General features: G+C 46.9%; 19 protein-coding genes and 1 other RNA gene. 19 read left to right on the top strand and 1 reads right to left on the bottom strand.

Going from position 1 to position 21,765, the window contains the following annotated elements:
* Positions 1-643 precede the first annotated feature (643 nt).
* The 5 genes from MHB84_RS12495 (at position 644) to argS (ending at position 6,194) form a co-directional block, all read left to right on the top strand.
* Positions 644-1,831 (top strand): WD40/YVTN/BNR-like repeat-containing protein, encoded by a 1,188-nt coding sequence (locus MHB84_RS12495; RefSeq protein ID WP_076292193.1) that lies wholly within the window; start codon positions 644-646, stop codon positions 1,829-1,831.
* Between the two features lie 216 nt (positions 1,832-2,047).
* Positions 2,048-3,529 carry an alpha-N-arabinofuranosidase gene (locus MHB84_RS12490; RefSeq protein ID WP_076292192.1) on the top strand — a complete coding sequence of 494 codons (1,482 nt, stop codon included), beginning with the start codon at positions 2,048-2,050 and terminating at the stop codon, positions 3,527-3,529.
* Between the two features lie 4 nt (positions 3,530-3,533).
* Positions 3,534-3,827: a DUF6171 family protein gene (locus MHB84_RS12485; RefSeq protein ID WP_076292191.1), complete on the top strand. Its 294-nt coding sequence runs from the start codon at positions 3,534-3,536 to the stop codon at positions 3,825-3,827.
* Between the two features lie 265 nt (positions 3,828-4,092).
* Positions 4,093-4,518, top strand: coding sequence for a DUF1934 domain-containing protein (locus tag MHB84_RS12480; RefSeq protein ID WP_063567645.1), 426 nt, complete (start codon positions 4,093-4,095; stop codon positions 4,516-4,518).
* On the top strand, positions 4,515-6,194 hold the full coding sequence (gene argS / locus MHB84_RS12475) for an arginine--tRNA ligase (RefSeq protein WP_076292190.1): 1,680 nt from the start codon (positions 4,515-4,517) through the stop codon (positions 6,192-6,194). The genes MHB84_RS12480 and argS overlap by 4 nt, the downstream gene beginning before the upstream one ends.
* A 243-nt stretch (positions 6,195-6,437) precedes the next feature.
* Here argS and MHB84_RS12470 read toward each other — a convergent pair whose 3' ends face one another.
* Positions 6,438-7,592, bottom strand: a complete 1,155-nt coding sequence (locus MHB84_RS12470; protein ID WP_076292189.1) for a S8 family peptidase — start codon at positions 7,590-7,592, stop codon at positions 6,438-6,440.
* A 463-nt stretch (positions 7,593-8,055) separates the two neighbouring features.
* On the opposite strand from MHB84_RS12470, the gene rpoE reads away from it, so the two are divergent.
* From rpoE to MHB84_RS12400, 14 genes are all read left to right on the top strand, one after another.
* Positions 8,056-8,631: a DNA-directed RNA polymerase subunit delta gene (rpoE, locus tag MHB84_RS12465; RefSeq protein ID WP_076292187.1), complete on the top strand. Its 576-nt coding sequence runs from the start codon at positions 8,056-8,058 to the stop codon at positions 8,629-8,631.
* Positions 8,632-9,123: 492 nt separating this feature from the next.
* Entirely contained in the window at positions 9,124-10,728 is a 1,605-nt protein-coding gene (locus MHB84_RS12460; protein WP_076292186.1) for a CTP synthase, read from the top strand.
* Positions 10,729-10,947: 219 nt separating this feature from the next.
* Positions 10,948-11,334: a response regulator gene (locus MHB84_RS12455; protein WP_024628781.1), complete on the top strand. Its 387-nt coding sequence runs from the start codon at positions 10,948-10,950 to the stop codon at positions 11,332-11,334.
* A 260-nt stretch (positions 11,335-11,594) separates the two neighbouring features.
* Positions 11,595-12,449, top strand: a complete 855-nt coding sequence (gene fba / locus MHB84_RS12450) for a class II fructose-1,6-bisphosphate aldolase (protein WP_024628780.1) — start codon at positions 11,595-11,597, stop codon at positions 12,447-12,449.
* A gap of 149 nt (positions 12,450-12,598) precedes the next feature.
* The gene (locus tag MHB84_RS12445; protein ID WP_063567653.1) at positions 12,599-13,852 is read left to right on the top strand and encodes a UDP-N-acetylglucosamine 1-carboxyvinyltransferase; all 1,254 of its coding nucleotides are present in this window, start codon (positions 12,599-12,601) and stop codon (positions 13,850-13,852) included.
* Between the two features lie 469 nt (positions 13,853-14,321).
* On the top strand, positions 14,322-15,647 hold the full coding sequence (gene rho / locus MHB84_RS12440) for a transcription termination factor Rho (RefSeq protein ID WP_076292185.1): 1,326 nt from the start codon (positions 14,322-14,324) through the stop codon (positions 15,645-15,647).
* 99 nt (positions 15,648-15,746) lie between these two features.
* Positions 15,747-17,021 (top strand): radical SAM protein, encoded by a 1,275-nt coding sequence (locus MHB84_RS12435; protein WP_076292184.1) that lies wholly within the window; start codon positions 15,747-15,749, stop codon positions 17,019-17,021.
* Positions 17,022-17,124: 103 nt separating this feature from the next.
* A complete protein-coding gene (gene rpmE, locus MHB84_RS12430) occupies positions 17,125-17,322 on the top strand; it encodes a 50S ribosomal protein L31 (RefSeq protein WP_024628775.1) in 198 nt (65 codons plus the stop codon).
* A 149-nt stretch (positions 17,323-17,471) separates the two neighbouring features.
* An RNA gene (ffs, locus tag MHB84_RS12425) (signal recognition particle sRNA large type) lies at positions 17,472-17,739 on the top strand.
* Positions 17,740-17,912: 173 nt separating this feature from the next.
* Positions 17,913-19,673 carry a DNA polymerase III subunit gamma/tau gene (gene dnaX, locus MHB84_RS12420; protein ID WP_076292183.1) on the top strand — a complete coding sequence of 587 codons (1,761 nt, stop codon included), beginning with the start codon at positions 17,913-17,915 and terminating at the stop codon, positions 19,671-19,673.
* A gap of 48 nt (positions 19,674-19,721) precedes the next feature.
* Positions 19,722-20,033, top strand: coding sequence for a YbaB/EbfC family nucleoid-associated protein (locus tag MHB84_RS12415; protein WP_024628773.1), 312 nt, complete (start codon positions 19,722-19,724; stop codon positions 20,031-20,033).
* Positions 20,034-20,067: 34 nt separating this feature from the next.
* Positions 20,068-20,667 carry a recombination mediator RecR gene (gene recR, locus MHB84_RS12410; protein ID WP_062329683.1) on the top strand — a complete coding sequence of 200 codons (600 nt, stop codon included), beginning with the start codon at positions 20,068-20,070 and terminating at the stop codon, positions 20,665-20,667.
* A gap of 296 nt (positions 20,668-20,963) precedes the next feature.
* Positions 20,964-21,239 carry a DUF2508 family protein gene (locus MHB84_RS12405; RefSeq protein WP_076292182.1) on the top strand — a complete coding sequence of 92 codons (276 nt, stop codon included), beginning with the start codon at positions 20,964-20,966 and terminating at the stop codon, positions 21,237-21,239.
* Positions 21,240-21,277: 38 nt separating this feature from the next.
* On the top strand, positions 21,278-21,547 hold the full coding sequence (locus MHB84_RS12400; RefSeq protein ID WP_063567659.1) for a pro-sigmaK processing inhibitor BofA family protein: 270 nt from the start codon (positions 21,278-21,280) through the stop codon (positions 21,545-21,547).
* Positions 21,548-21,765 lie beyond the last annotated feature (218 nt).

Raw genomic sequence — 21,765 nt, 5'->3', positions numbered from 1 at the left:
GCAAGAATTAAATATGGATATTCAAGCGAAACCCACGTCAGGCTTCCGACCTTATGAGGTGGGTTTTCGCTTGCAATTCAAAGTCCATAATATTAATTATAGCACGTACGTTCCCGTCTCTCTACCATTTGTGTTTATATGATTCCGTCCGGGTGTTAAGCGAAAACACGTATTTGGGATGACTCTATCTTAATATTTATGTATAATATGGAAATAGAGGAAAGGGGTTTTTGTTATGCATGCAATCCGGGCTCAATTGAGCATGTATCCCAAATGGTTCATAGCGGTACTTATGATATTTACCATCAATCTTATAATAACAATGACTTTGTTCATCAATTTAACGTTCATACTGGCTAATCTCGCCATGTTATATGCTGCCTTTAGCATCAAAACACTTAAATACAATAAACTGCATTTTGTCCTGTGTCTTTTTTTAAGTATCACTTTTGTGATCATTGCTTTTAAGACATATCCCATTTAATTCAGCTCTTATCAGAGATTAATGATGAACCACTCATGCCCATGAGATAAAAAATGTGGGCATGAGTGGTTTTTTTATTGCAATAATGTCATGCGCGATAAACAAATTGTTACGTTAAATCCTGCGAAATGGGGTAAAAACATAGAAGGAGGTGTCACAATGACAACAAAGAGCAGAACGACATGGAAACGGATTGGCGCACTCGCACTATCGGTAACATTGGCTTGGGGACTGGGACCGGTACATACTCTACCCGGCGCTAATGCTGCATCCTCCCCAACATGTGGAAGTGGAGATCACGGATTAACAGCTACGTTGAAAAAAGGCAGTGGTGTGGAAGACCAACGACTGCAATTTACGGATATCGATTTTCTAAACAGTACAACCGGACGGGCTGCTGGTGAGGGATTCCTCATTGGTACATCGAATTCAGGTTGCACTTGGCAGTCCATCTATACAGGCCAATGGCAGTTCACACAACTTGATTTCCCGAATAATGTGAATGGATTTGCTTTGGCTCAGGTAAAGGATACTCCAACGACATATCTCATCCGCTCAACGGATGGTGGCGCGCACTGGACACGGATGGATACTAAAGGGGTACAATTTAAACGTATTGATTTTCGCAATAAAAACGAAGGCTTTGGATACACCTATAACGGAGCTTATTTGACGAAGGATGGCGGTGAAACATGGAATCGAATCTCCACACCAGCCAATACACGCGGAGCTGTGTTCACGACAGAGAAGCAAGGTTATGCCATTATAGTGGCTCCTGGTGCAGGTTACCGTATCATGCAGACAAGTAACGGCGGTAAGAACTGGACGCAATCGCTGAAGGTAGCCTCAACAACTTGGAGCGGTGGAGATTTATACGCAAGTGGTAACCAGGTATGGGCTCTTCTGTATGGCGACGCAGGGATGTCCCAGCAGTCGTATTCCCTCTACGCGAGCGGAAATGAGGGCAAGAATTGGAGACAGGCCTTTGCTCAATCGACAGCAGGTGGTGGCCCGGCTCCAGGTGCAAGCAGCACAGGGAATGGAAAAGGCCCCGCAGACCCGGGGGGTCACCCAGGGAACATGTCGTTGATCGGTAATCAGACGGCCTATCTCTCTGCAGGATCACCTGCAGCAGGCAAAGTGGGGATTGGGCGTTCTTATGATGCAGGTTCCACGTGGAAAAATATTGAACTGAAAGATCCAGGTTATAGCTCTCGCATTTCGTTTCCTTCTGCCAAAATAGGTTGGCTCGTCGTAACAAGCGACAATTCACCTGCGATTTATGAGACGACAGATGGTGGAACAACATGGAAGCAAAAAATGTTGTTGCCCGCTGAAAACGAGTAAATGGCGTCATGCCATGGAATAATTTTAAGGCGATTTCAATCTAAAAGAGTATAAATCTTAACTAATTTGGCCTGATGAGGCCAGAGCATACAAACAAGCCTTTTTCGGACAAATGAAGCCGGAAGGGGCTTGTTTTTGCTTAAATAAAAACGGTTGAATCCTGTTCAGAAACAAGTTATTGTAAGCGATAACAATACTATTTGGGAGGTTGAAATTATGGTTGATGTTATTTTAAAGGCTGATTCGGAACAAGGATTAATAAATCGCAATATATATGGTCATTTCTCAGAGCATCTGGGACGCTGTATCTATGAAGGCATCTTTGTGGGGGAGGACTCACCTATTCCCAATACAGAAGGTATCCGAAATGATGTTCTTACTGCACTGCAAAAACTCCATATTCCCGTACTTCGCTGGCCTGGAGGTTGTTTTGCCGACGAATATCACTGGAAAGATGGCGTAGGTCCAAAAAGTGAGCGCGCCCGGATGATCAATACGCACTGGGGCGGGGTAGAAGAGAACAATCATTTTGGTACCCATGAATTCTTGAGACTATGTGAGCTACTTGATACGCAGCCATATATAAGTGGCAATCTGGGGAGCGGTACAGTGCAGGAGATGCAGGAATGGGTGGAGTACATCACGTTTGATGGGGAATCACCGATGGCGAACTGGCGGAAGAGCAACGGCCGAGAAGAGCCATGGAAGCTGAAATACTTTGGTGTGGGGAACGAGAACTGGGGTTGCGGCGGTAATATGCGTCCGGAATACTACGCAGATGAATATCGTCGTTATGCTACATATGTACGCAATTATTCTGGAAATGAAATTTATAAAATCGCCTGCGGGCCCAATGACAACAACTATCACTGGATGGAGGTGTTAATGCGGGAAGCCGGTCGTTTTATGGATGGAATCAGCCTGCATTATTACACCATCCCAACAGGTGAGTGGGCAGATAAAGGCCAGGCTACAGGTTTCGGAGAAGCTGAATGGTTCACCACCTTGAAAAAGACGCTATATATGGAAGAGTTACTTGTGAAGCACTCCGAGATTATGGACAAATATGATCCTGAGGGCAGAGTTGGTATTATCGTGGATGAGTGGGGAACGTGGTATAACGTTGAGCCAGGTACGAATCCAGGGTTCCTGTATCAACAAAATACGATGCGTGATGCCGTACTTGCCGGGATCAATCTGAATATTTTTAACCAACATAATAAAAGAGTGCATATGGCCAATCTTGCGCAGATCGTCAATGTTCTCCAGGCGTTGGTTTTGACAGAAGGAGAGAAGATGCTGCTTACGCCTACATATCATGTGTTTGATATGTATCAGGTGCACATGGACGCGCAGAGGTTGGAACTGAATTACGAGAGCCCTGGATACACTTTCGGAGAAGAGACCATTCCTCAACTGAGTTTGTCGGCTTCTCGCAGCAATGAAGGCGTTATTCATGTGACGGCGTGTAACCTTAGTCATACGGATGAGCTTGAAGTGGTTTGTCAGATTGAATCAACGGATGCTTCTGCTGTATCGGGACGAATTCTGCATCACGCAGATTATAGTGCATTCAACACATTTGAACAGCCGGATCAGGTTCAACCTGCGGAATGGAAGGGTATTACACTCGAAAATAACAAACTGCGTTTTGTACTGCCTCCGGCCTCGGTTGGTGTGGTCGCTATAAAGGGATAATCAGATGGATTCATCTGTGCAGAGTAGAAGTGCTGGGAAACGGGAACCATGCAAGGGATGTAATGATCAATATGATGTGAAGATTAGTGAAGCCAAGATGGACCGGCTCGTGGAGCTGGCCTCACGCTCACGTCCGGCCGTTGATGATGCTGAATATGATCGTCGGTTATCCACCTGCTCTAATTGTCCAGGGTTACAATACGGTACAACCTGCCGTTATTGTGGTTGTCTCGTACAGGTGCGCGCCAAGCTGGTAGAGTCGACCTGTCCGTTTCCATATGAGCCGCGATGGACCTGATCCAGAATGTATTTCTTTATTAATGAAGCAAGGCAGAGCTGCACTTTACAGGTGAAGCTCTGCTTTTTTTGGTGCCGATGGGCAAAAACTCTGAATTTGGATTTGAATTGAGCGGGTGAACTGGATATAGTTATACAGTAGAGTGTAGGATAGCGAGCTATCCGGGAATATGAGCGCGTATAGCGGCACAACAATACAGGAAGGGCTGTTCTCACCGGCCGTGCCTGATTTTGCGTCGCCTCGAATATAATGGAGGTTAACATTCATGTCGAACATGCGACCGGTTCAGATCCGGCTGCACAGCCGTTATGAAGGTGAAGATGTACTGCAGGAAATGCAGGGTGAAGCCGTATTGAAGGGATCTGTGCTCTATGTTCGTTATGAAGAGCCACAGGCTGGCCCCGAGGGCGGAATTACCCGAACAACATTGAAGCTGGGCGGACAATCCATCAAGATTATACGTCACGGTGAGGTGGAATCGGAGCAAACATTTGAGTTAAACCGCAAGCTTCCTGGTTTTTACCGCTCGCCGTATATGTCGTTTGCCTTGTCCACGCATACACAGGAGCTGGAACTTTCCATTCAGGGATTGAGCGCACGCGCAGCGTGGAGCTACGACTTTTACCGCTTTGACGAAGAATCCGGACATTTCGCGATTAGTTTGCATATACAGGAGGAACCAATTTCATGACACGTAATCCATTAGATACGATTAACGAACGGGTAAGTACAGCCATCGGCAATGCCATTGTGACTGCTGGCATTGTTGCGCAGGAGGATCTACCAACCATCACCCTTGAAGTACCACGCGAGAAAACACACGGCGATTTGGCGACCAATGCCGCTATGCAACTGACCAAGATTGCCAAGCGTAATCCACGCCAGATTGCAGAAGAGATTATTGCCAATCTCAACCTGGCTGAAGCTGGAATCGAGAAAGCGGAAATTGCTGGACCGGGATTCATTAACTTTAAGTTGGACAAGAGTTATCTCTATCCTGTGCTGGGGCTTGTGCATGAGCAGGGTGAGAATTATGGAAGAATCAATGTTGGTGAAGGGCGCAAGGTCGAGATGGAGTTTGTCAGTGCCAACCCGACAGGCAGTCTGCATCTGGGCCATGCGCGTGGAGCGGCTGTGGGTGATGCGCTTTGCAACATCCTCGACTATGCCGGATATGATGTAACACGTGAATACTACATTAATGACGCGGGTAATCAGGTATTTAATCTGTCTCGTTCCATTGAAGCTCGCTATTTGCAGGAACTGGGCCAAGACGCAGAGATGCCGGAAGACGGTTATCACGGGGAGGATATCAAAGGGTTTGCCAAGGAGCTAGTGGCTGAGAAAGGCGATTCTTTGCTGTCCATGCATCCAGGTGACCGTGCGGCTTACTTCCGCGACTTCGGTTTGGAGAAAGAACTGGACAAGATCAAACGTGACTTGAATCGCTTCCGTGTCAATTTCGACATCTGGTTCAGCGAAACTTCACTGTATGATAACGGAGAAGTGTTGCGTGTACTTGACGAATTGCGTGATCGTAATGAAATCTATGAGCAAGACGGAGCAACTTGGTTGAAAACGATGCAGTATGGTGACGATAAAGAGCGTGTATTGATTAAGAACGATGGAACGTACACGTACCTGACGCCGGATATTGCTTATCACCGTGATAAATATGCGCGTGGATACGACACGATGATTAACATCTGGGGAGCAGACCACCATGGTTACATTCCACGGATGAAAGCGGCCATGCAAGCACTGGGCAACGATCCTGAGAAATTGGTCGTGCTGATTGCACAGATGGTGAGCTTGTTCCAGAACGGCGAGAAAGTGAAAATGTCCAAGCGTACCGGCAAGGCGGTAACGATGGAGGATCTGATGGACGAAGTAGGCATTGACGCCATTCGTTACTTCTTTACCATGCGCAGCATGGATTCTCATCTAGACTTCGACATGGACCTTGCGATTTCGACGTCCAATGAAAACCCTGTATTCTATGTACAATACGCTCACGCTCGGGTATGCAGCGTATACCGTCAGGCAGAAGAACAAGGCATTGAACTGTTGCCATTGTCACAGATCGACTTTTCGAAGCTGACCACGGAACATGAATATGACCTTCTTCGCAAAATGGGTGAACTGCCTGAAGAAATCGCGACTGCCGCTACGGGATATGCGCCGCATCGTATTGTTCGTTATGTATATGAACTGGCATCCCTGTTCCACAGTTACTATCGTGCAGAGCGCGTCATTACGGAAGACGCGGGACAAACCCAGGCGCGTCTGGCGCTGATCGGTGCTGTACGCACCGTCATCGCAACAGCGCTTCGTCTGGTGGGCGTATCCGCACCGGACAAAATGTAATTCAAGCCCTGGCGGTGTGCAACCGCCCTGTGGCTTGACAAAGAGTCTCCATGCACCACGCTTGCAATGCAGCGTGGACATGGAGACTTTTTGCTGTGCCCGCGGCCGAGTTCATACGGCCCCGAGGCACCTAGAGACAGCGCCGCCTGCCGCCGTGGGCAACCACCGTGAAGCATCACACCTCGCAGCAGTGCTGCGCTTAGCGATGCTTCACGGAACGGCTCCCCCGGCATGCGGCGCACTTTACCCTCCGCCCTCCTGCATTAGCTTGAGGGCGTCAATCTCGCCACCGCGTATTTTGCTCTTCGCGGTGGTGGTCTTGCGTGCGCGCAGCGGTACGGTTGCGCGCTTCACGAGCGTTTTGATTTCGGCTGGCGACAGGCCGGGATGCTTTGCAAGCAAGAGCGCTATGGCGCCACTGACGTGCGATGTCGCCATGGAGGTGCCGCTCATCTCATGGTGCTTGCCGTGCACCCAGGATGAAACAATTTTGTCCCCTGGCGCATATACATCGACGTATGCACCTCGGTTACTGAACGAGGCAATACGCCGGTTTTTGTCAGTTGCCCCAACCGATATCGTTTGCGGATAACGTGCCGGATAATCAATGCTGCGGCGTTTGCCGTCATTTCCTGACGATGCAACTATGACAATCCCGGCCTGATAGGCACGGTTCACGACATCAAGCAATGCTTTGCTACGCGTTTTCATGCCAAAGCTCATATTGATAATATCGACCCGATTGCGAACACACCAATCGATGCCAAGCACAATGTCTGACACGAAAGCCGAACCATTATGGTCGAATGCCTTCACCGGATAGATCAGGGAGCGAGGAGCTACGCCAATCATACCTGCCGTACTATTGGCAGCGGCAATGGTTCCGGCAATATGAGTGCCATGACCGTTATCATCATGAGGAAGCAGACTGCGGTTTAACAGATTGATTCCGCGTGCCAGCGAATAGCGAAGATCGGGGTGTTGATAATCGGCACCTGTGTCGATCACGCCGATTTTGATTCGATGTCCTGTGGATACGGACCATACTTTGGGAGCATGAATCTGTTTAACGCCCCAAGGTATGCCCTGAGCACTGCTCGGTTTACTGTGAAGCGCGGTGGCATGCAGTGAGATGGATACATCTTCTTCTACCGTAATCTCATCGCTGTAGCGAGATAATTCTTCTGGGTCATGCACCGGGGCGATAATGGAGCGCGCCAGCCGGGAGGAGCGTACCATACCAAGATCCGTAAATTCATTCCTCATCCGCGACAGTTCCACGAGGCAGGCTTCATATTGCTTCGGTTTGGCGAACCGGATCAAGTACCGCCGCCCCTGTTCTGGTTCGGGACGTTGCATTCCTTCAACCAATTGATGTAGAAAACCAGTATAGTCCATAATGGGCAGCCCCCTTCGGGATGAACATGCTGAGGTATTCTATGAATGCATTGATCCCGCCGCATGGGGAACCTGCCCTTTTTTTACAAAAACACATTCTCTTCGTGTCAAAACGGGCGCAGGGACATATGATGGATGGAGGGCTAGAGGGCTCTTGCGGGGACCCTGGTGAGGAGCGATCCTTCAAGGGTATACAGTCAGAAGGCGGAGGGGACTCCGTCTTTTTTATATGATGATGCTTTTTTTGCACAAAGGACGATATGCCCGCGAGTTAGATGTCTCTTACGGATCTGTACATTGCTCGTTTGGAGTTGCTTCTTGGAATTATGAGACATCCATACATAAAAACTTGCTTTTTGAGGCTAAATAGGTTTTACTTAGGTTTGTTAATGGATATGTTATACGTAACGTTCCAGTTCGTAGGGATATAAAGTGAATTTTGTGTGAGAGGAAGTGTCTGTCAGTGAGTACCTCGCTCAATTTGAAAATTGATAAAGAAAAGGTCAGAGAGATTCCTTTGGTGGACCTCGCCTTTATGGTGCTGAAAGCGGCCAATACGCCGTATTACTACCGTGATTTGATGAATGAGGTAGCTAAACAGCGCGGAATGACTGATGAAGAAATCAACGAGTTTATCGCCCAGCTATATACCGAGATTAATATCGATGGCCGTTTTGCTTGCGTCGGTACAAGTCTGTGGGGCTTGAAGCGCTGGTATCCGGTAGCTGGATCGGAAGATACCATGACGGGTGCGAAGCGTCCGCGCATCATCAACGATGAAGACGATGATCTGGAAGATGAGGACTTCGGGGAAGAGGAAGACAGCTATAACAGCGACGAAGACTTCGATAATTCTGACGATGATCAGGACGAAGATGATGATGACGATGATGATGACGAAGACGACATCTTTGACGAAGAAGATGGCGATGAAGAAGTTCTAGTTGAAGATGACGATTTGGAAGAGGAAGACCTCGATGAAGACGATGAAGAAGAGTCCGAAGACGAGGGTGAATTTGACGACGATTCCGATAAGTAGCAGTCATTTTTGATGTCGATAGTTTACCCGTTTTCCCCGCATAGTCAGCCTTGACAGCAGACGGGGTAACGGGTAAACTATTGCATGGGCTTATGAATGAGCGACAAAATATTTATGTTTTTTATAAAAAGTGCCCCGTCCTGCGGGAGTACTTTTTTTGTATTTTTAGAGGCAGAATTTTGCAAAATGATTTGAATTCCGCATGCTCCCGGCCAACAATCCGTGGTCTATTTTTGTATATCCAAAACACCAAATGGATCGATGCAATGATATCTATTTAGGGACAGGCACGGTAGTTGGCTTCCGGAAGGTTTGCACCATTCTACGCTGTAGAACAACGTTGTTTACACACGGTCTTCGCATGAAAGAGCAGTTCGCAGATGCAGGGAATTTCTGCCATTGCTCTTTTTAACGATGATTACCTGGGAAACGGGTTACGATAATACCATATATCGCCTGAATTTCTGTACTTATATTAGGAGGGTAATAATAGTGACAAAGTATATTTTCGTGACGGGCGGAGTTGTGTCCTCCCTGGGCAAAGGGATAACGGCTGCCTCGCTGGGCAGATTGCTGAAAAACAGAGGGTTGAAGGTAACCATTCAAAAATTTGATCCATACATCAATATCGACCCGGGAACAATGAGTCCTTATCAGCATGGTGAGGTTTTTGTAACGGATGATGGCGCGGAAACGGATCTTGACCTTGGCCACTACGAACGTTTTATTGACATCAACCTCTCCAAGAACAGCAACGTCACGACTGGTAAAGTATACTCCTCCGTCATCAGCAAAGAGCGGCGCGGGGAATATCTGGGCGGAACGGTACAAGTCATTCCACACATTACGAACGAGATCAAAGAGCGCGTATTCCGCGCAGGACGTGAAGCGGGTTCGGATGTTGTCATTACGGAGATCGGCGGTACGGTGGGTGACATCGAGAGCTTGCCGTTCCTGGAAGCTATTCGTCAAATCAAGAGTGATGTAGGTCGTGACAACGTCATGTACATCCATGTAACACTTATTCCTTACATCAAGGCTGCCGGCGAAGTGAAAACTAAACCAACACAGCACAGTGTGAAGGAATTGCGCAGTATTGGAATTCAACCGAACGTCATTGTATGCCGTACAGAGTATGAGCTGTCCAAAGACATGAAAGCTAAAATCGCTCTCTTCTGTGACATTGATGAAAATGCCGTGGTGGAATGCCGTGATGCAGACACATTGTATCAAGTGCCTTTGAACCTGCGTGAAGAAGGTTTGGATGAGATCGTGGTAAACCACCTCAAGCTGACTACTCCTGCACCGGATATGAGCGAGTGGGAAGGGCTGGTTGACCGTATCAACAAGCTGAAGCATACAGTGGAGATTGCCATTGTAGGTAAATATGTAGCTTTGCATGATGCTTATTTGAGTGTTGTTGAATCCTTGTCTCATGCAGGATTTGCATCCAATGCTGATGTGAAGATCCGCTGGATTCATTCCGAAGATATCACAGATGAGAATGTGGGCGATCTGCTGAACGGCGTAGGCGGGATCCTCGTACCAGGCGGATTTGGTGATCGGGGTATTGAAGGTAAAGTATCGGCGATTCGTTATGCCCGTGAGAAACAAATTCCGTTCTTCGGTATTTGCTTGGGTATGCAGGTTTCCGTTATTGAATATGCACGTTCCATCGTTGGTTTGACTGGAGCGAACAGCTCCGAGATCAATCCAGCTACAGAGTTCCCGGTAATCGACCTGTTGCCTGAACAAAAAGATATTGAAAACCTGGGTGGTACAATGCGTCTGGGTCTGTATCCTTGTAAGCTTCAGGAAGGTTCCCTGGCAATGTCTTGTTATGATGATGAACTGGTCTATGAGAGACACCGTCACCGGTACGAGTTCAACAATGAATACCGTGAAGCGATTGAAAAAGCCGGTTTGGTTATCTCGGGTACATCCCCGGATGGACGTCTGGTTGAGATCGTGGAGCTTCCAGGACACCCATGGTTCTTGGCAGTACAATTCCACCCGGAATTCACTTCCCGTCCGAACCGTCCGCAGCCGTTGTTCCGTGAGTTTGTAAAAGCTTCTCTGGAGAGCGCTGGAAAATAAGTATTATCATTAAGTTATAAATAAATGGATGTTCTTGGCAGCCGATAAGGGTGCTGGGGGCATCCTTTTTTAGTGGGTAAAGTTAAGCGAAAATGGTTTTTGGCATTTTGGGATGTAAGCAGGATTTCAATGGGTAAGGTAGAATACTTATCATGACGACTATGGGATTGTTATCCAGATTCAGACGTACATGCTTTCCTAATTCTAGGAGGTTACTCAGTGGAAAATAAAAAAGTGTTGATTGTTGATGATCAAAACGGTATTCGAATCCTGTTAATGGAAGTGTTCAGCAGCGAAGGATATAATACGTTCCAAGCGCCTAATGGGAAGATTGCCCTGGAGATAGTAAATAATGACAAACCTGATCTTGTGCTGCTTGATATGAAGATTCCTGGCATGGATGGCCTGGAAATTCTGAAACATATTAAGGAAATTGATCCGGATATCAAAGTCATCATGATGACGGCCTATGGTGAACTGGACATGATCAAAGAAGCTACGGATCTTGGAGCGCTCATGCACTTTACGAAACCGTTTGATATCGATGAAATGCGTGTGGCAGTCAATATGCAGCTTCGAAATGATACCGCGAATAAGTGCAGCTGAATCCTGTAGATACAGGATTTTTTTGCGTGTGAAGCTGTGAGAGTTAACGGGTGGGTATGCAGGGTATTTCGGTCAAGCATCCGGGGAATATTGGAAATGGGGACGTCGTCATGCTGTGTCTATGAAAACTGTGCTGCAAAGCACAGCATTTTTGCAAATGCTTGTTTAGTATTTGACATGGGATGTGGTATAATAAGCCCGTATGTGATTTCGGCTAAAAACCATAGACACAACCCAACACCCCTAGGAGGATTGAAACCATGCCATTAGTATCTATGACAGACATGTTGAACAAAGCACTCGAAGGAAAATATGCAGTTGGTCAATACAACATCAATAACCTTGAGTGGACTCAAGCGATTCTTGCTGCTGCTGAAGAAGAGAAATCCCCAGTAATCTTGGGCGTATCCGAAGGCGCAGCGCGTCACATGAGCGGTTTCTACACAGTAGTTAAAATGGTAGAAGGACTCATTCACGACATGAAAATCACTGTTCCAGTTGCTATTCACCTGGATCACGGTTCCAGCTTTGATAAGTGTAAAGAAGCGATCGATGCTGGATTTACATCCGTAATGATCGACGGTTCCCACCACTCCATCGATGAAAACATCGAAATGACTAAAAAAGTTGTTGAATATGCACACGCTAAAGGCGTTTCTGTAGAAGCCGAAGTAGGTACTGTTGGTGGACAAGAAGACGACGTTATCGGTGGTATCATGTACGCTGACCTGAACGAGTGTGTACGTATCGTTAAAGAAACAGGTATCGACACATTGGCTCCAGCTCTTGGTTCTGTACATGGTCCTTACCATGGCGAGCCTAACTTGGGCTTCAAAGAAATGGAAGAAGTTCGCGATGCAGTTAACGTTCCATTGGTATTGCATGGTGGTACAGGTATCCCTAAACATGATATCGACAAAGCGATTTCTCTGGGAACTTCCAAAATCAACGTGAACACTGAGAACCAAATTTCGTTCTCCAAAGTGGTTCGCGAAGTGCTTGCAGCTAAACCAGATGCTTACGATCCACGTACATTCATCGTACCAGGCCGTGATGCAATCAAAGAAACCGTTAAAGGTAAAATTCGCGAGTTTGGTTCCAACAACAAAGCGTAATTTTTCTTTACCAGTTCCATACAGTGTAAGTGGAAAGAACACCGCCTAGCCGGTGTCTTTCCATTTTCACGCCTTATTTCTACATCGAAAGCCAACAGCACGTATTGCCGTTAACCGGCTGCAAAACACGTAGGGGGACATTAAGCTTTATGGAAAAATTGATGATTAGTGGCGGACGTCCGTTACAGGGAACTGTAACTATAAGCGGCGCCAAGAACAGCGCCATCGCGCTTATTCCTGCAGCATTGCTTGCCGAGTCAGAAGTCGTGCTGGACAACCTGCCGCTTTTGAGTGATGTGGCGGTTTATGCAGAAATTTTGGAGGAACTCGGAGCTCGTGTACACTGGGAAGGCAGTCAGATGAAGATCGATCCTTCCGATATTAAATCCATTCCCATGCCGAATGGTCCCGTGAAGAAGCTTCGGGCTTCGTATTATATGATGGGGGCACTGCTTGGGCGTTTTAAAGAAGCAACCATTGGTTTGCCTGGGGGCTGCAACTTTGAGCCTCGTCCGATTGATCAACATATCAAAGGGTTTGAAGCGCTTGGCGCAACCGTAACGAACGAACATGGCTCCATTCATTTGCATGCCAAAGAGCTGCGCGGAGCAAAGATTTATCTTGATGTAAGCAGTGTAGGTGCAACCATTAACATCATGCTGGCGGCTACTCGTGCCAAAGGCTCTACAATTATCGAAAACGCGGCTAAAGAGCCTGAGATTATAGATGTAGCAACACTTTTGAACTCAATGGGTGCCAGCATTAAAGGTGCCGGTACCGAAACGATCCGTATTGAAGGTGTGTCGGAGCTTAAGGGTTGCCGTCATTCTATCATTCCGGACCGTATACAAGCAGGTACGTATATGATCGCTGCGGCGGCGACGCGTGGCGACGTTCTGATCGACAATGTCATTCCCAAACATCTGGAGGCTTTGACGGCAAAGTTACTGGAGATGGGCGTTGGCATTGAAGAACTGGATGAAAGTATTCGTGTAATTGGCAAACCAAGCTACAATCATGTAGACGTTAAGGCACTCGTATATCCCGGTTTTCCGACGGATTTGCAGTCCCCGATGACCAGTGTGTTGACACAGGCAACGGGTGTGAGTGTCCTGAGCGACTTTGTATATAGCAATCGATTCAAGCACGTTCCTGAGTTGGTACGCATGGGCGCGAAAATCCGTGTGGAAGGGCGTTCAGCTATTATTGAAGGCAGTGCATTGAATGCGGCCAAGGTAAAAGCATCCGATCTTCGCGCTGGAGCAGCGCTGGTGATCGCAGGTCTCACCGTCAGTGAAGGTGTGACCGAAGTGACAGGCGTGGAGTTTATTGATCGTGGGTACGATCATCTAGTAACCAATCTGCGTCTGCTAGGTGCAGATGTGTGGCGAGAAACCGATTAATTCTGTATTGTATGACGAGTTTTACGGTATTCAAGTGATTATTTTTACAGAACTGCATATCCTTTCAGTAATTGGGTAAACCTGTTTTAATAGAGTTCTCAGTCTCTCCGGGATAAGACGAAATGTTCCTGTTTCCTTTACCGGAGGGTCTTTTTTTGAGTCAGACTTCATATGGCTTTAAGAACATCATTTCTTTTTCCCCAAACCCCGGTTTTGTTTGAACTGCGCTCCATAGCCGGTCTGCCCGGATCGAACGCCTCACGTATTCGTGTTCACTCACTAGCGGATCTTGCCGAAAGTTGGCTATCCCGCCCGGAAACTTACACTCAAAGACAAGTATTTGCATTATAACGGTTACATTCCGTACAATGGACAGAAGAGAAATGCAGAACGATGCTGCTCTTATAGCCGGAACATCAAGCGAAACTATCCATTTCACGGACTTATTAATTGAATAGGTGGTTATTATATGGATCTACAAATTTCCGATTTGGAAGAAATGAAACTAACGGACCTTTACAAACTGGCCAAAAAATATCAAATTCCCTACTACGGCACTTTAAAAAAGAAAGAATTGATCTTCGCTATATTACGTGCACAAGCTGAACAGAGTGGATTGATGTTCATGCAGGGTGTGCTCGAAATTCTACCTGAAGGTTACGGATTCCTTCGTCCGATCAATTACCTGCCAAGTACGGAAGACATCTACATCTCAGCCTCACAGATTCGCAAGTTTGACCTAAGAACAGGTGACCTCGTATCAGGTAAGTGTAGAACACCTAAAGAAAACGAGCGATACTTCGGTTTGCTGCAAGTCAACGCTGTAAATGGTGAGAATCCATCGGCAGCTGCGGAAAGACTTCACTTCCCGGCATTAACCCCATTGTACCCGCAGAAGAAACTGGTTCTCGAAACATCCCCCAACCATTTGTCCACACGCATTATGGATGTGCTCGCCCCGGTAGGACTGGGACAGCGCGGATTGATCGTAGCACCTCCCAAAGCGGGTAAAACACTTCTCCTCAAAGAAATCGCCAACAGCATCTCAACCAACAACCCAGAAATTGAACTATTTGTCCTGTTGATTGATGAACGTCCGGAAGAAGTTACGGATATGTCGCGTTCGGTTAAAGGGGAAGTTGTGGCTTCTACGTTCGATGAGCTGCCAGAAAACCACATCAAAGTTGCGGAATTGGTGCTGGAACGTGCGCTCCGTCTGGTTGAGGCGAAAAAAGATGTTGTTATTTTGCTGGATAGCATTACACGTCTTGCTCGTGCATACAACCTGGTCATCCCACCGTCCGGACGGACACTTAGTGGTGGTATTGACCCGGCAGCATTCCATCGTCCGAAACGTTTCTTCGGTTCTGCACGGAATGTAGAAGAGGGTGGAAGCCTGACGATCCTGGCTACAGCATTGATTGATACGGGATCACGTATGGATGATATCATTTATGAAGAGTTTAAAGGTACGGGCAATATGGAGCTTCATCTGGATCGTAAGCTGGCAGAGCGTCGTATTTTCCCAGCTATCGACATTCGTCGTTCCGGTACACGTCGCGAAGAAGTGTTGCTGAGCAAGGAAGAACTTGATACAATCTGGGCGATTCGTAAAAACATGAACGATTCCCACGACTTTGTCGAAGGTTTCTTGAAGAAGCTGCGTAATAGCAAAACGAATGCTGAGTTCCTTGCGGCGTTTGATACAGCTGGCAGCAGTCCGACCAGCAACTCCGGATCGACTACGACTCGGCGCTCGCCAAGACAGACTGCGGCGTCCGGTACAACCACCTAGATTTACGTCTTTGATTTAACTCGAATTTTGCAGCGTTGCTGCTGGATTAACAATATACTCGTCGTTTGGCTTTAACCCATTAGATGTGAGGAGAACATCATGTATTTAGTATACGCAGATGAAAAAGGTAATGTATTTGATCACCCATCCCTGTACGGGCTTGCCCGCAGTGGAGATATGATCGTTGAAATTATGGAGGATGAGCTGATTCCTTTACCGGAAGGTGCAACGCTGGTTGGACTGCCGAGTACACGTCCGATTGGTATGGACCCGGATACTGGCGAAATGCTGCCAATGCCTAGTGATACACAGGCCGTTGGGGCTTTGCTTCCGCAAGGATTCACTCGGTTGTGTCTGCCGGGGTATGTAAAAACCGATAAAGAGTACAAACTGCCTTTGTTCGGTTACTCGGCTGTTGTGTGGAAAGATGGTCAGTTTTACGTCACTGCCCGGATGTCGGATCATCCAGATCAATGGAATCCGCTGAACTGTGATCGGGATGACGTACGTGCGGGTGTTAAACGTTTAACGAAGCAATATCCCGAAAATCGTCTTTATACCCATTTGTCCAATTGTGCGCTCGGATATGAATGTCTGACTTCATCCAACACCTTCCTGAATCGTTGGGAAGGCGGAGTTCCAGTATCCTATTCCTGCAACGCAGGCTGTTTCGGATGTATTTCCGAGCAACCAGATGATAGTGGCTTCGTTTCCCCGCAGACCCGGATGAATTTCCGTCCACGTGTGGACGAAATCGTTGAAGTAATGCTGGAGCACTTGAAAACGCCGGAATCGATTATCAGCTTTGGCCAAGGTTGTGAAGGGGAGCCTTCCACACAGGCCAAATTGATTATTGAAGCTATCCGTGAAGTGCGTTCTATTACCGACATGGGATATATCAATATTAATACCAATGCCGGTTTGAATGATCACATGAGAGGTATTGTTGATGCAGGGCTTGATCTAATGCGTGTAAGTACAATCAGCGCACTGGATGACCACTATAATGCATACTACAAACCTCGCGGATATACACTTGCCAATGTAGAAAAATCGATGAAATACGCTGCTTCCCAGGGTGTGTATACATCAATTAACTATTTGATCTTCCCAGGAGTAACGGATCGTGAGGAAGAGATTGAAGCGATGATTGAGTTTGCTCGGAGAACCGATTTGCGTCTTATTCAAATGCGTAACCTTAATATAGACCCGGAGAGCTATCTGGAATTGATTCCTCCAGCACAAGGTGATATTTTGGGCATGAAGCAAATGATTGAGATCTTTGAGGAAGAGCTGCCAGATGTCGTTATAGGCTCCTATACGCACGTTCCCCCAGCTGGAATGGCACGTCCCAAACGTCTGATCACCTCATGACAATAATGGATTGCAACCGGCATTAGGCCGTGTTATAATCTTCGATGTTGTGCCATTTACTCTGGGTCCGCTTGAGGCTCAGGGCGGAAAGAGGTGAAAGGTAATGAAAGCAGCAATTCATCCTAAATACACGATTGGTCAAGTATCTTGCGCTTGCGGGAATACTTTTGAAACTGGTTCGGTTAAAGACGGACTTCGTGTAGAGATTTGCTCCGCGTGCCACCCGTTCTTCACAGGTAAACAGAAGTTTATCGATGCTGGCGGCCGTGTTGATCGTTTCAAGAAAAAATACGGAATCTAATTCAGCAATTCCTTGGGGATTGTCTGACTATTACATCCAAATCACCTCTGCCGTTCCGGCAGGGGTTTTTATATGTTTTTATATGATTATATTGCTGCTCATTTCGCTCTGGTTGCAATTTAGACAACCTTAAGTTATACTATTTCTTACCGTGCTAGATGGGGAGGTAGCGGTGCCCTGTAACTCGCAATCCGCTACAGCGAGGTTGAATTCCTGCTAGAGGTTTTGTCGATGTGAGGTTTGGTCCCTTAACGTGGTGTTGACGGTTGGGTCCTCCGCAATGAGTACTCATGAACCTGGTCAGGTCCGGAAGGAAGCAGCCATAAGTGAGATCACTCTTGTGCCGGAGGGTCGCCTAGCCCGAGCTGTTGTTAAGGGGTGCCGCTTGGATCGCAAATATCGATAGCAGGTGCACGGCTTACCATTTAAATGTAGAGACCTTTGCAGTTGTATGTATGCAGAGGTCTTTTTGATATGTCTAAAAAAACCACGTATGATGAGTCAGATAAAGTTTGGATTCACCCCGGAATATAGTATAATGGGGGAACGACAAAGGACTCGAATGCGAAGTGGAAGGAAGGTAACGCATCATGGAGCATATCGCGTTATACCGGGCTTGGCGTCCCCAGTCGTTTCAAGATATGGTGGGACAACAGCATATTATTCAGACCTTGCAGAACGCGATTCGTGAACAGCGGACTTCCCATGCCTACTTGTTTAGCGGGCCCAGAGGAACAGGGAAGACGAGTGCCGCCAAGATTTTGGCCAAAGCTGTAAACTGCGAGCGCGGGCCTGCGCCTGAGCCTTGTAACGAATGTGAAGCTTGCCGTAGGATTACGACTGGTGCTGTGATGGATGTGCAGGAAATTGATGCCGCATCCAACCGTGGCGTTGAAGAAATCCGCGATCTTCGGGAAAAGGTGAAATACGCCCCGACTGAAGTCCGGCAGAAAGTGTATATTATTGACGAAGTGCACATGCTGACGACAGAGGCATTTAATGCGTTGCTCAAAACATTGGAAGAGCCTCCGCCACATGTGATGTTTATTTTGGCAACAACAGAACCTCATCGTCTTCCGGCAACGATTATTTCTCGCTGTCAGCGATTTGATTTTCGCCGGGTGTCCCTGGAAGAACAGACAGCACGACTTACGCTGATTTGTGAACAGGAAGGCATGGAAGCCGATCAGGATGCGCTCCAGTATATCGCCCGCCTGTCTGATGGAGGGATGAGGGACGCACTTAGTGTCCTGGATCAGATCTCTTCCTTTACAGATGGAAAGGTAACCTATCAGCAGGTTATGGATATGACCGGAGGCATTCCTTCCGAACAGTTTGCAAAGTTGGCTGCTTCTCTGCTCAAAGGCGACGTAGGTCATATTTTGCAAATGATCGAAGGGTTCATGCATGAAGGTAAGAGTGCGGACAAGTGCATGGAAAATTTGCTTTATTATTTCCGTGATTTGCTTATGATTAAGATGGTGCCGGATGCAGATAAACTGACGGATCGGGTGCTTAATCCAGAGTCGTTCCGTGATATGGCAGAATCATTCACCAAGGAACAGCTGTTCCAGATGATTGATACCCTTAACCGGTACCAGAGTGAGATGAAATATGCAGTTCAGCCTCAGACGCTATTTGAAGTAGCACTTCTTAAACTGTGCAGTATTCCTGCTCAAGGGGCGTCATCAGGTCAGATGGCGGGTTCGGTCGGTGCGGCTCCTGCTGTAACCACACCAGCGGATGGTGGGGAGATCAACCGACTGAAGCAACAGCTTGCTGAACTGGAGAAAAAGCTGGATCGCGCGCTTAAGGGCGGTTTGTCTGGTGGGGAGGCTGCATCAAGTGCTCCTTCACGCCCGGCAACACGAGCTCCGGTGTCGAGAGGCAATTCGCCAGCGAAGCTGCCTGCACAGCTTGATCAGTACGTTGCACGTAAGGGATCTCCTGAGTTTGCGGAGGTTAGCAAGAAGTGGGGGCAGATCCTGCAGCGCGTCAAAGAAGAGAAAGTAACTGTTCACGCCTGGTTTATGGATGGTGAACCGGTATCGCTGCTGGAAGACAATGTTCTGGTGGCGTTTAAGAACAACATCCACCGTGAAACTACGGAGAAGCAGGCTAATCGCGAAGTAATTGAACGGGTGCTGTCTGAACAGCTTGGACGTTCAGCACGTCTTGTGACGATGATGCTCAAAGATTGGACTGGAGCGATGGAAGGAGCTACTGAAACGCCAAAGGAGGACTTTAAGCTTGAACCTGAGCATGAAGACGGCGGTTCAGGCAACAAGCAGCCTTGGATTGATGAAGCCATCCAGCTCTTTGGTGAGGACCTTGTAGTGATCAAAGAATAGATATACATGCGCTTGGCGCGATAACTATACCAAAGGAGATGAATATTCATGAACAACATGAACCAAATGATGAAACAAGTGAAGAAAATGCAGGAGCAAATGCTGAAGGCACAGGAGGAACTGGCGGACAAAACAGTCCAAGGTACTTCCGGTGGCGGTGTTGTAACTGCTGAAGTTAATGGACATAAGAAATTGCTGGCTATCACTATCAAGCCAGAAGCGGTTGATCCAGAAGATGTAGAAATGCTGCAGGATCTGGTTATGACAGCAGTCAATGACGCAATGACCAAAGCCGATGAAATTGCGAACCAGGATATGGGTAAATTCACAGGCGGCATGAAAATTCCGGGATTATTTTAATTAAAATTGATCCTATCAAAGGAGACGCAATCGATTGTATTATCCCGAACCGATAGCGAAGCTGATTGACGCCTTCACCCGTTTGCCGGGTGTTGGCCCCAAGACTGCAGCGCGACTAGCTTTTCATGTGCTTAACATGAAGGAAGATGACGTTATTGATTTTGCCAAAGCACTTGTCAGTGTGAAGCGGAATCTTCATTACTGTTCGGTGTGTTGTAATATTACGGATACTGACCCGTGTCGGATCTGTCAGGATAAGTCCAGGGATGTCTCGGTAATCTGTGTAGTTCAGGATTCCAAAGATTTGGTGGCTATGGAGCGTACCAAGGAATTTGATGGATACTATCATGTGCTGCAGGGTGCAATCTCTCCTATGGAGGGAATAGGTCCGGATGATATCCGTCTGAAGGAACTTTTGACCCGTTTGAGCGATGAGCGCGTTAAAGAACTGATTCTGGCTACAAATCCGAATATCGAAGGTGAGGCCACGGCGATGTATATTTCCCGTCTGGTCCGTCCGTTTGAGATCTCGGTGACTCGGATTGCCCATGGATTGCCTGTTGGGGGCGACCTAGAGTATGCGGATGAAGTGACTCTTTCCAAGGCGCTGGAAGGGCGCAGGGAGATGAGATAGCAATGCGTGTTTCTTAATAAGAACATGCGTTTATAATGATTGTTATCCTAAAAAGAAAAGAATAGATGAGTTTGGATTACTTAGAGAGCCTACTAGGCTCTCTTTTTTTGTTTTAATTCCCTTTCTAACGTTGCTTAATGTGAAGTCTCTCGTTTCTACTGATGTATGGTAATGAATTCATAGAATGTCGTTGAGATTAAAATAACGATTCAATAAATTATTTAGCTCAGTTCTAAGTTTGTCCTTTCCCTGATATGTATGAGAATATGCTGTGCTGATCAGGAAGGGGATGGCTTATGTTTACATGGCGAAATGTAGGAAGATCGGTGGAGAGACGTGAAAGAATGCTCAAGGAGATGGAAGAGGACCAGATTTATTCAGATATACAGAAAGCCAAGGCAGAGTGGGAACGGGCTGTTAGACAGTTTGAAGAGGCACAGGGGCAGGATGAGATCGATTATGCGATCTATGTACTGGAGGCCGCGGAGCGTAAATATCAGATTCATTTGAAGCGCGCTAAACGTGTGGGGATTAATAAGGCAGTTATAGGTGATCGGGGAGTGAGTATGTAGGTGGGGGTGTGACATTCAATTATGGAGGTGTTGAGAGTATGAAGAGTCTTATATTAGGCAGTGTGCTTGTTGTGTCGTTACTAGGACTGATAATCATCTTATTTAGAAAAAGAATTGGGCTATCTTTTTTTACATCATTCGGGATTCATCTCGTACTGGCTGCAGTGGGGATATATGTTGTTAATTATTCAGGTTGGATCACCGGAACTTACATTCCGCTGAACCCTGCCACAATAGGTACTGTAAGCATTCTGGGTTTGCCGGGTGTTGGTTTATTATTGGGTTTGAAAATTTCTTTGTTTGGGTAGTTGACTCCATCAATGTTTATATGGTACATTATATCTCGTTGCTTTGCTTGCTTGGTTAAATGCTTTTGACGAAATGATTGAGTTCGATAAGAACTCGAAAAAAGAATTTCAAAAAAAGCTTGACTGAAACAAACGAAGTATGGTATATTATAAAAGTCGCCGCTGAGAGAAAATGGTGACGAAAAAGCAAGAAAATTATCAAGTTTGATCTTTGAAAA

Source organism: Paenibacillus sp. FSL F4-0087 (assembly GCF_038020215.1).
Classification (GTDB): Bacteria; Bacillota; Bacilli; order Paenibacillales; family Paenibacillaceae; genus Paenibacillus; species Paenibacillus taichungensis.
Note: the sequence above shows the minus strand (reverse complement) of the source record. Positions and strands in the feature narration are given on the sequence as shown.

Excerpts from the sequence above, each read along its gene's own strand:
- MHB84_RS12495 (WP_076292193.1), top strand. The coding sequence starts at position 644 with ATGACAACAAAGAGCAGAACGACATGGAAACGGATTGGCGCACTCGCA.
- MHB84_RS12490 (WP_076292192.1), top strand. The coding sequence starts at position 2,048 with ATGGTTGATGTTATTTTAAAGGCTGATTCGGAACAAGGATTAATAAAT.
- MHB84_RS12485 (WP_076292191.1), top strand. The coding sequence starts at position 3,534 with ATGGATTCATCTGTGCAGAGTAGAAGTGCTGGGAAACGGGAACCATGC.
- MHB84_RS12480 (WP_063567645.1), top strand. The coding sequence starts at position 4,093 with ATGTCGAACATGCGACCGGTTCAGATCCGGCTGCACAGCCGTTATGAA.
- argS (WP_076292190.1), top strand. The coding sequence starts at position 4,515 with ATGACACGTAATCCATTAGATACGATTAACGAACGGGTAAGTACAGCC.
- MHB84_RS12470 (WP_076292189.1), bottom strand. The coding sequence starts at position 7,592 with ATGGACTATACTGGTTTTCTACATCAATTGGTTGAAGGAATGCAACGT.
- fba (WP_024628780.1), top strand. The coding sequence starts at position 11,595 with ATGCCATTAGTATCTATGACAGACATGTTGAACAAAGCACTCGAAGGA.
- MHB84_RS12445 (WP_063567653.1), top strand. The coding sequence starts at position 12,599 with ATGGAAAAATTGATGATTAGTGGCGGACGTCCGTTACAGGGAACTGTA.
- rho (WP_076292185.1), top strand. The coding sequence starts at position 14,322 with ATGGATCTACAAATTTCCGATTTGGAAGAAATGAAACTAACGGACCTT.
- MHB84_RS12435 (WP_076292184.1), top strand. The coding sequence starts at position 15,747 with ATGTATTTAGTATACGCAGATGAAAAAGGTAATGTATTTGATCACCCA.
- rpmE (WP_024628775.1), top strand. The coding sequence starts at position 17,125 with ATGAAAGCAGCAATTCATCCTAAATACACGATTGGTCAAGTATCTTGC.
- dnaX (WP_076292183.1), top strand. The coding sequence starts at position 17,913 with ATGGAGCATATCGCGTTATACCGGGCTTGGCGTCCCCAGTCGTTTCAA.
- MHB84_RS12415 (WP_024628773.1), top strand. The coding sequence starts at position 19,722 with ATGAACAACATGAACCAAATGATGAAACAAGTGAAGAAAATGCAGGAG.
- MHB84_RS12405 (WP_076292182.1), top strand. The coding sequence starts at position 20,964 with ATGTTTACATGGCGAAATGTAGGAAGATCGGTGGAGAGACGTGAAAGA.
- MHB84_RS12400 (WP_063567659.1), top strand. The coding sequence starts at position 21,278 with ATGAAGAGTCTTATATTAGGCAGTGTGCTTGTTGTGTCGTTACTAGGA.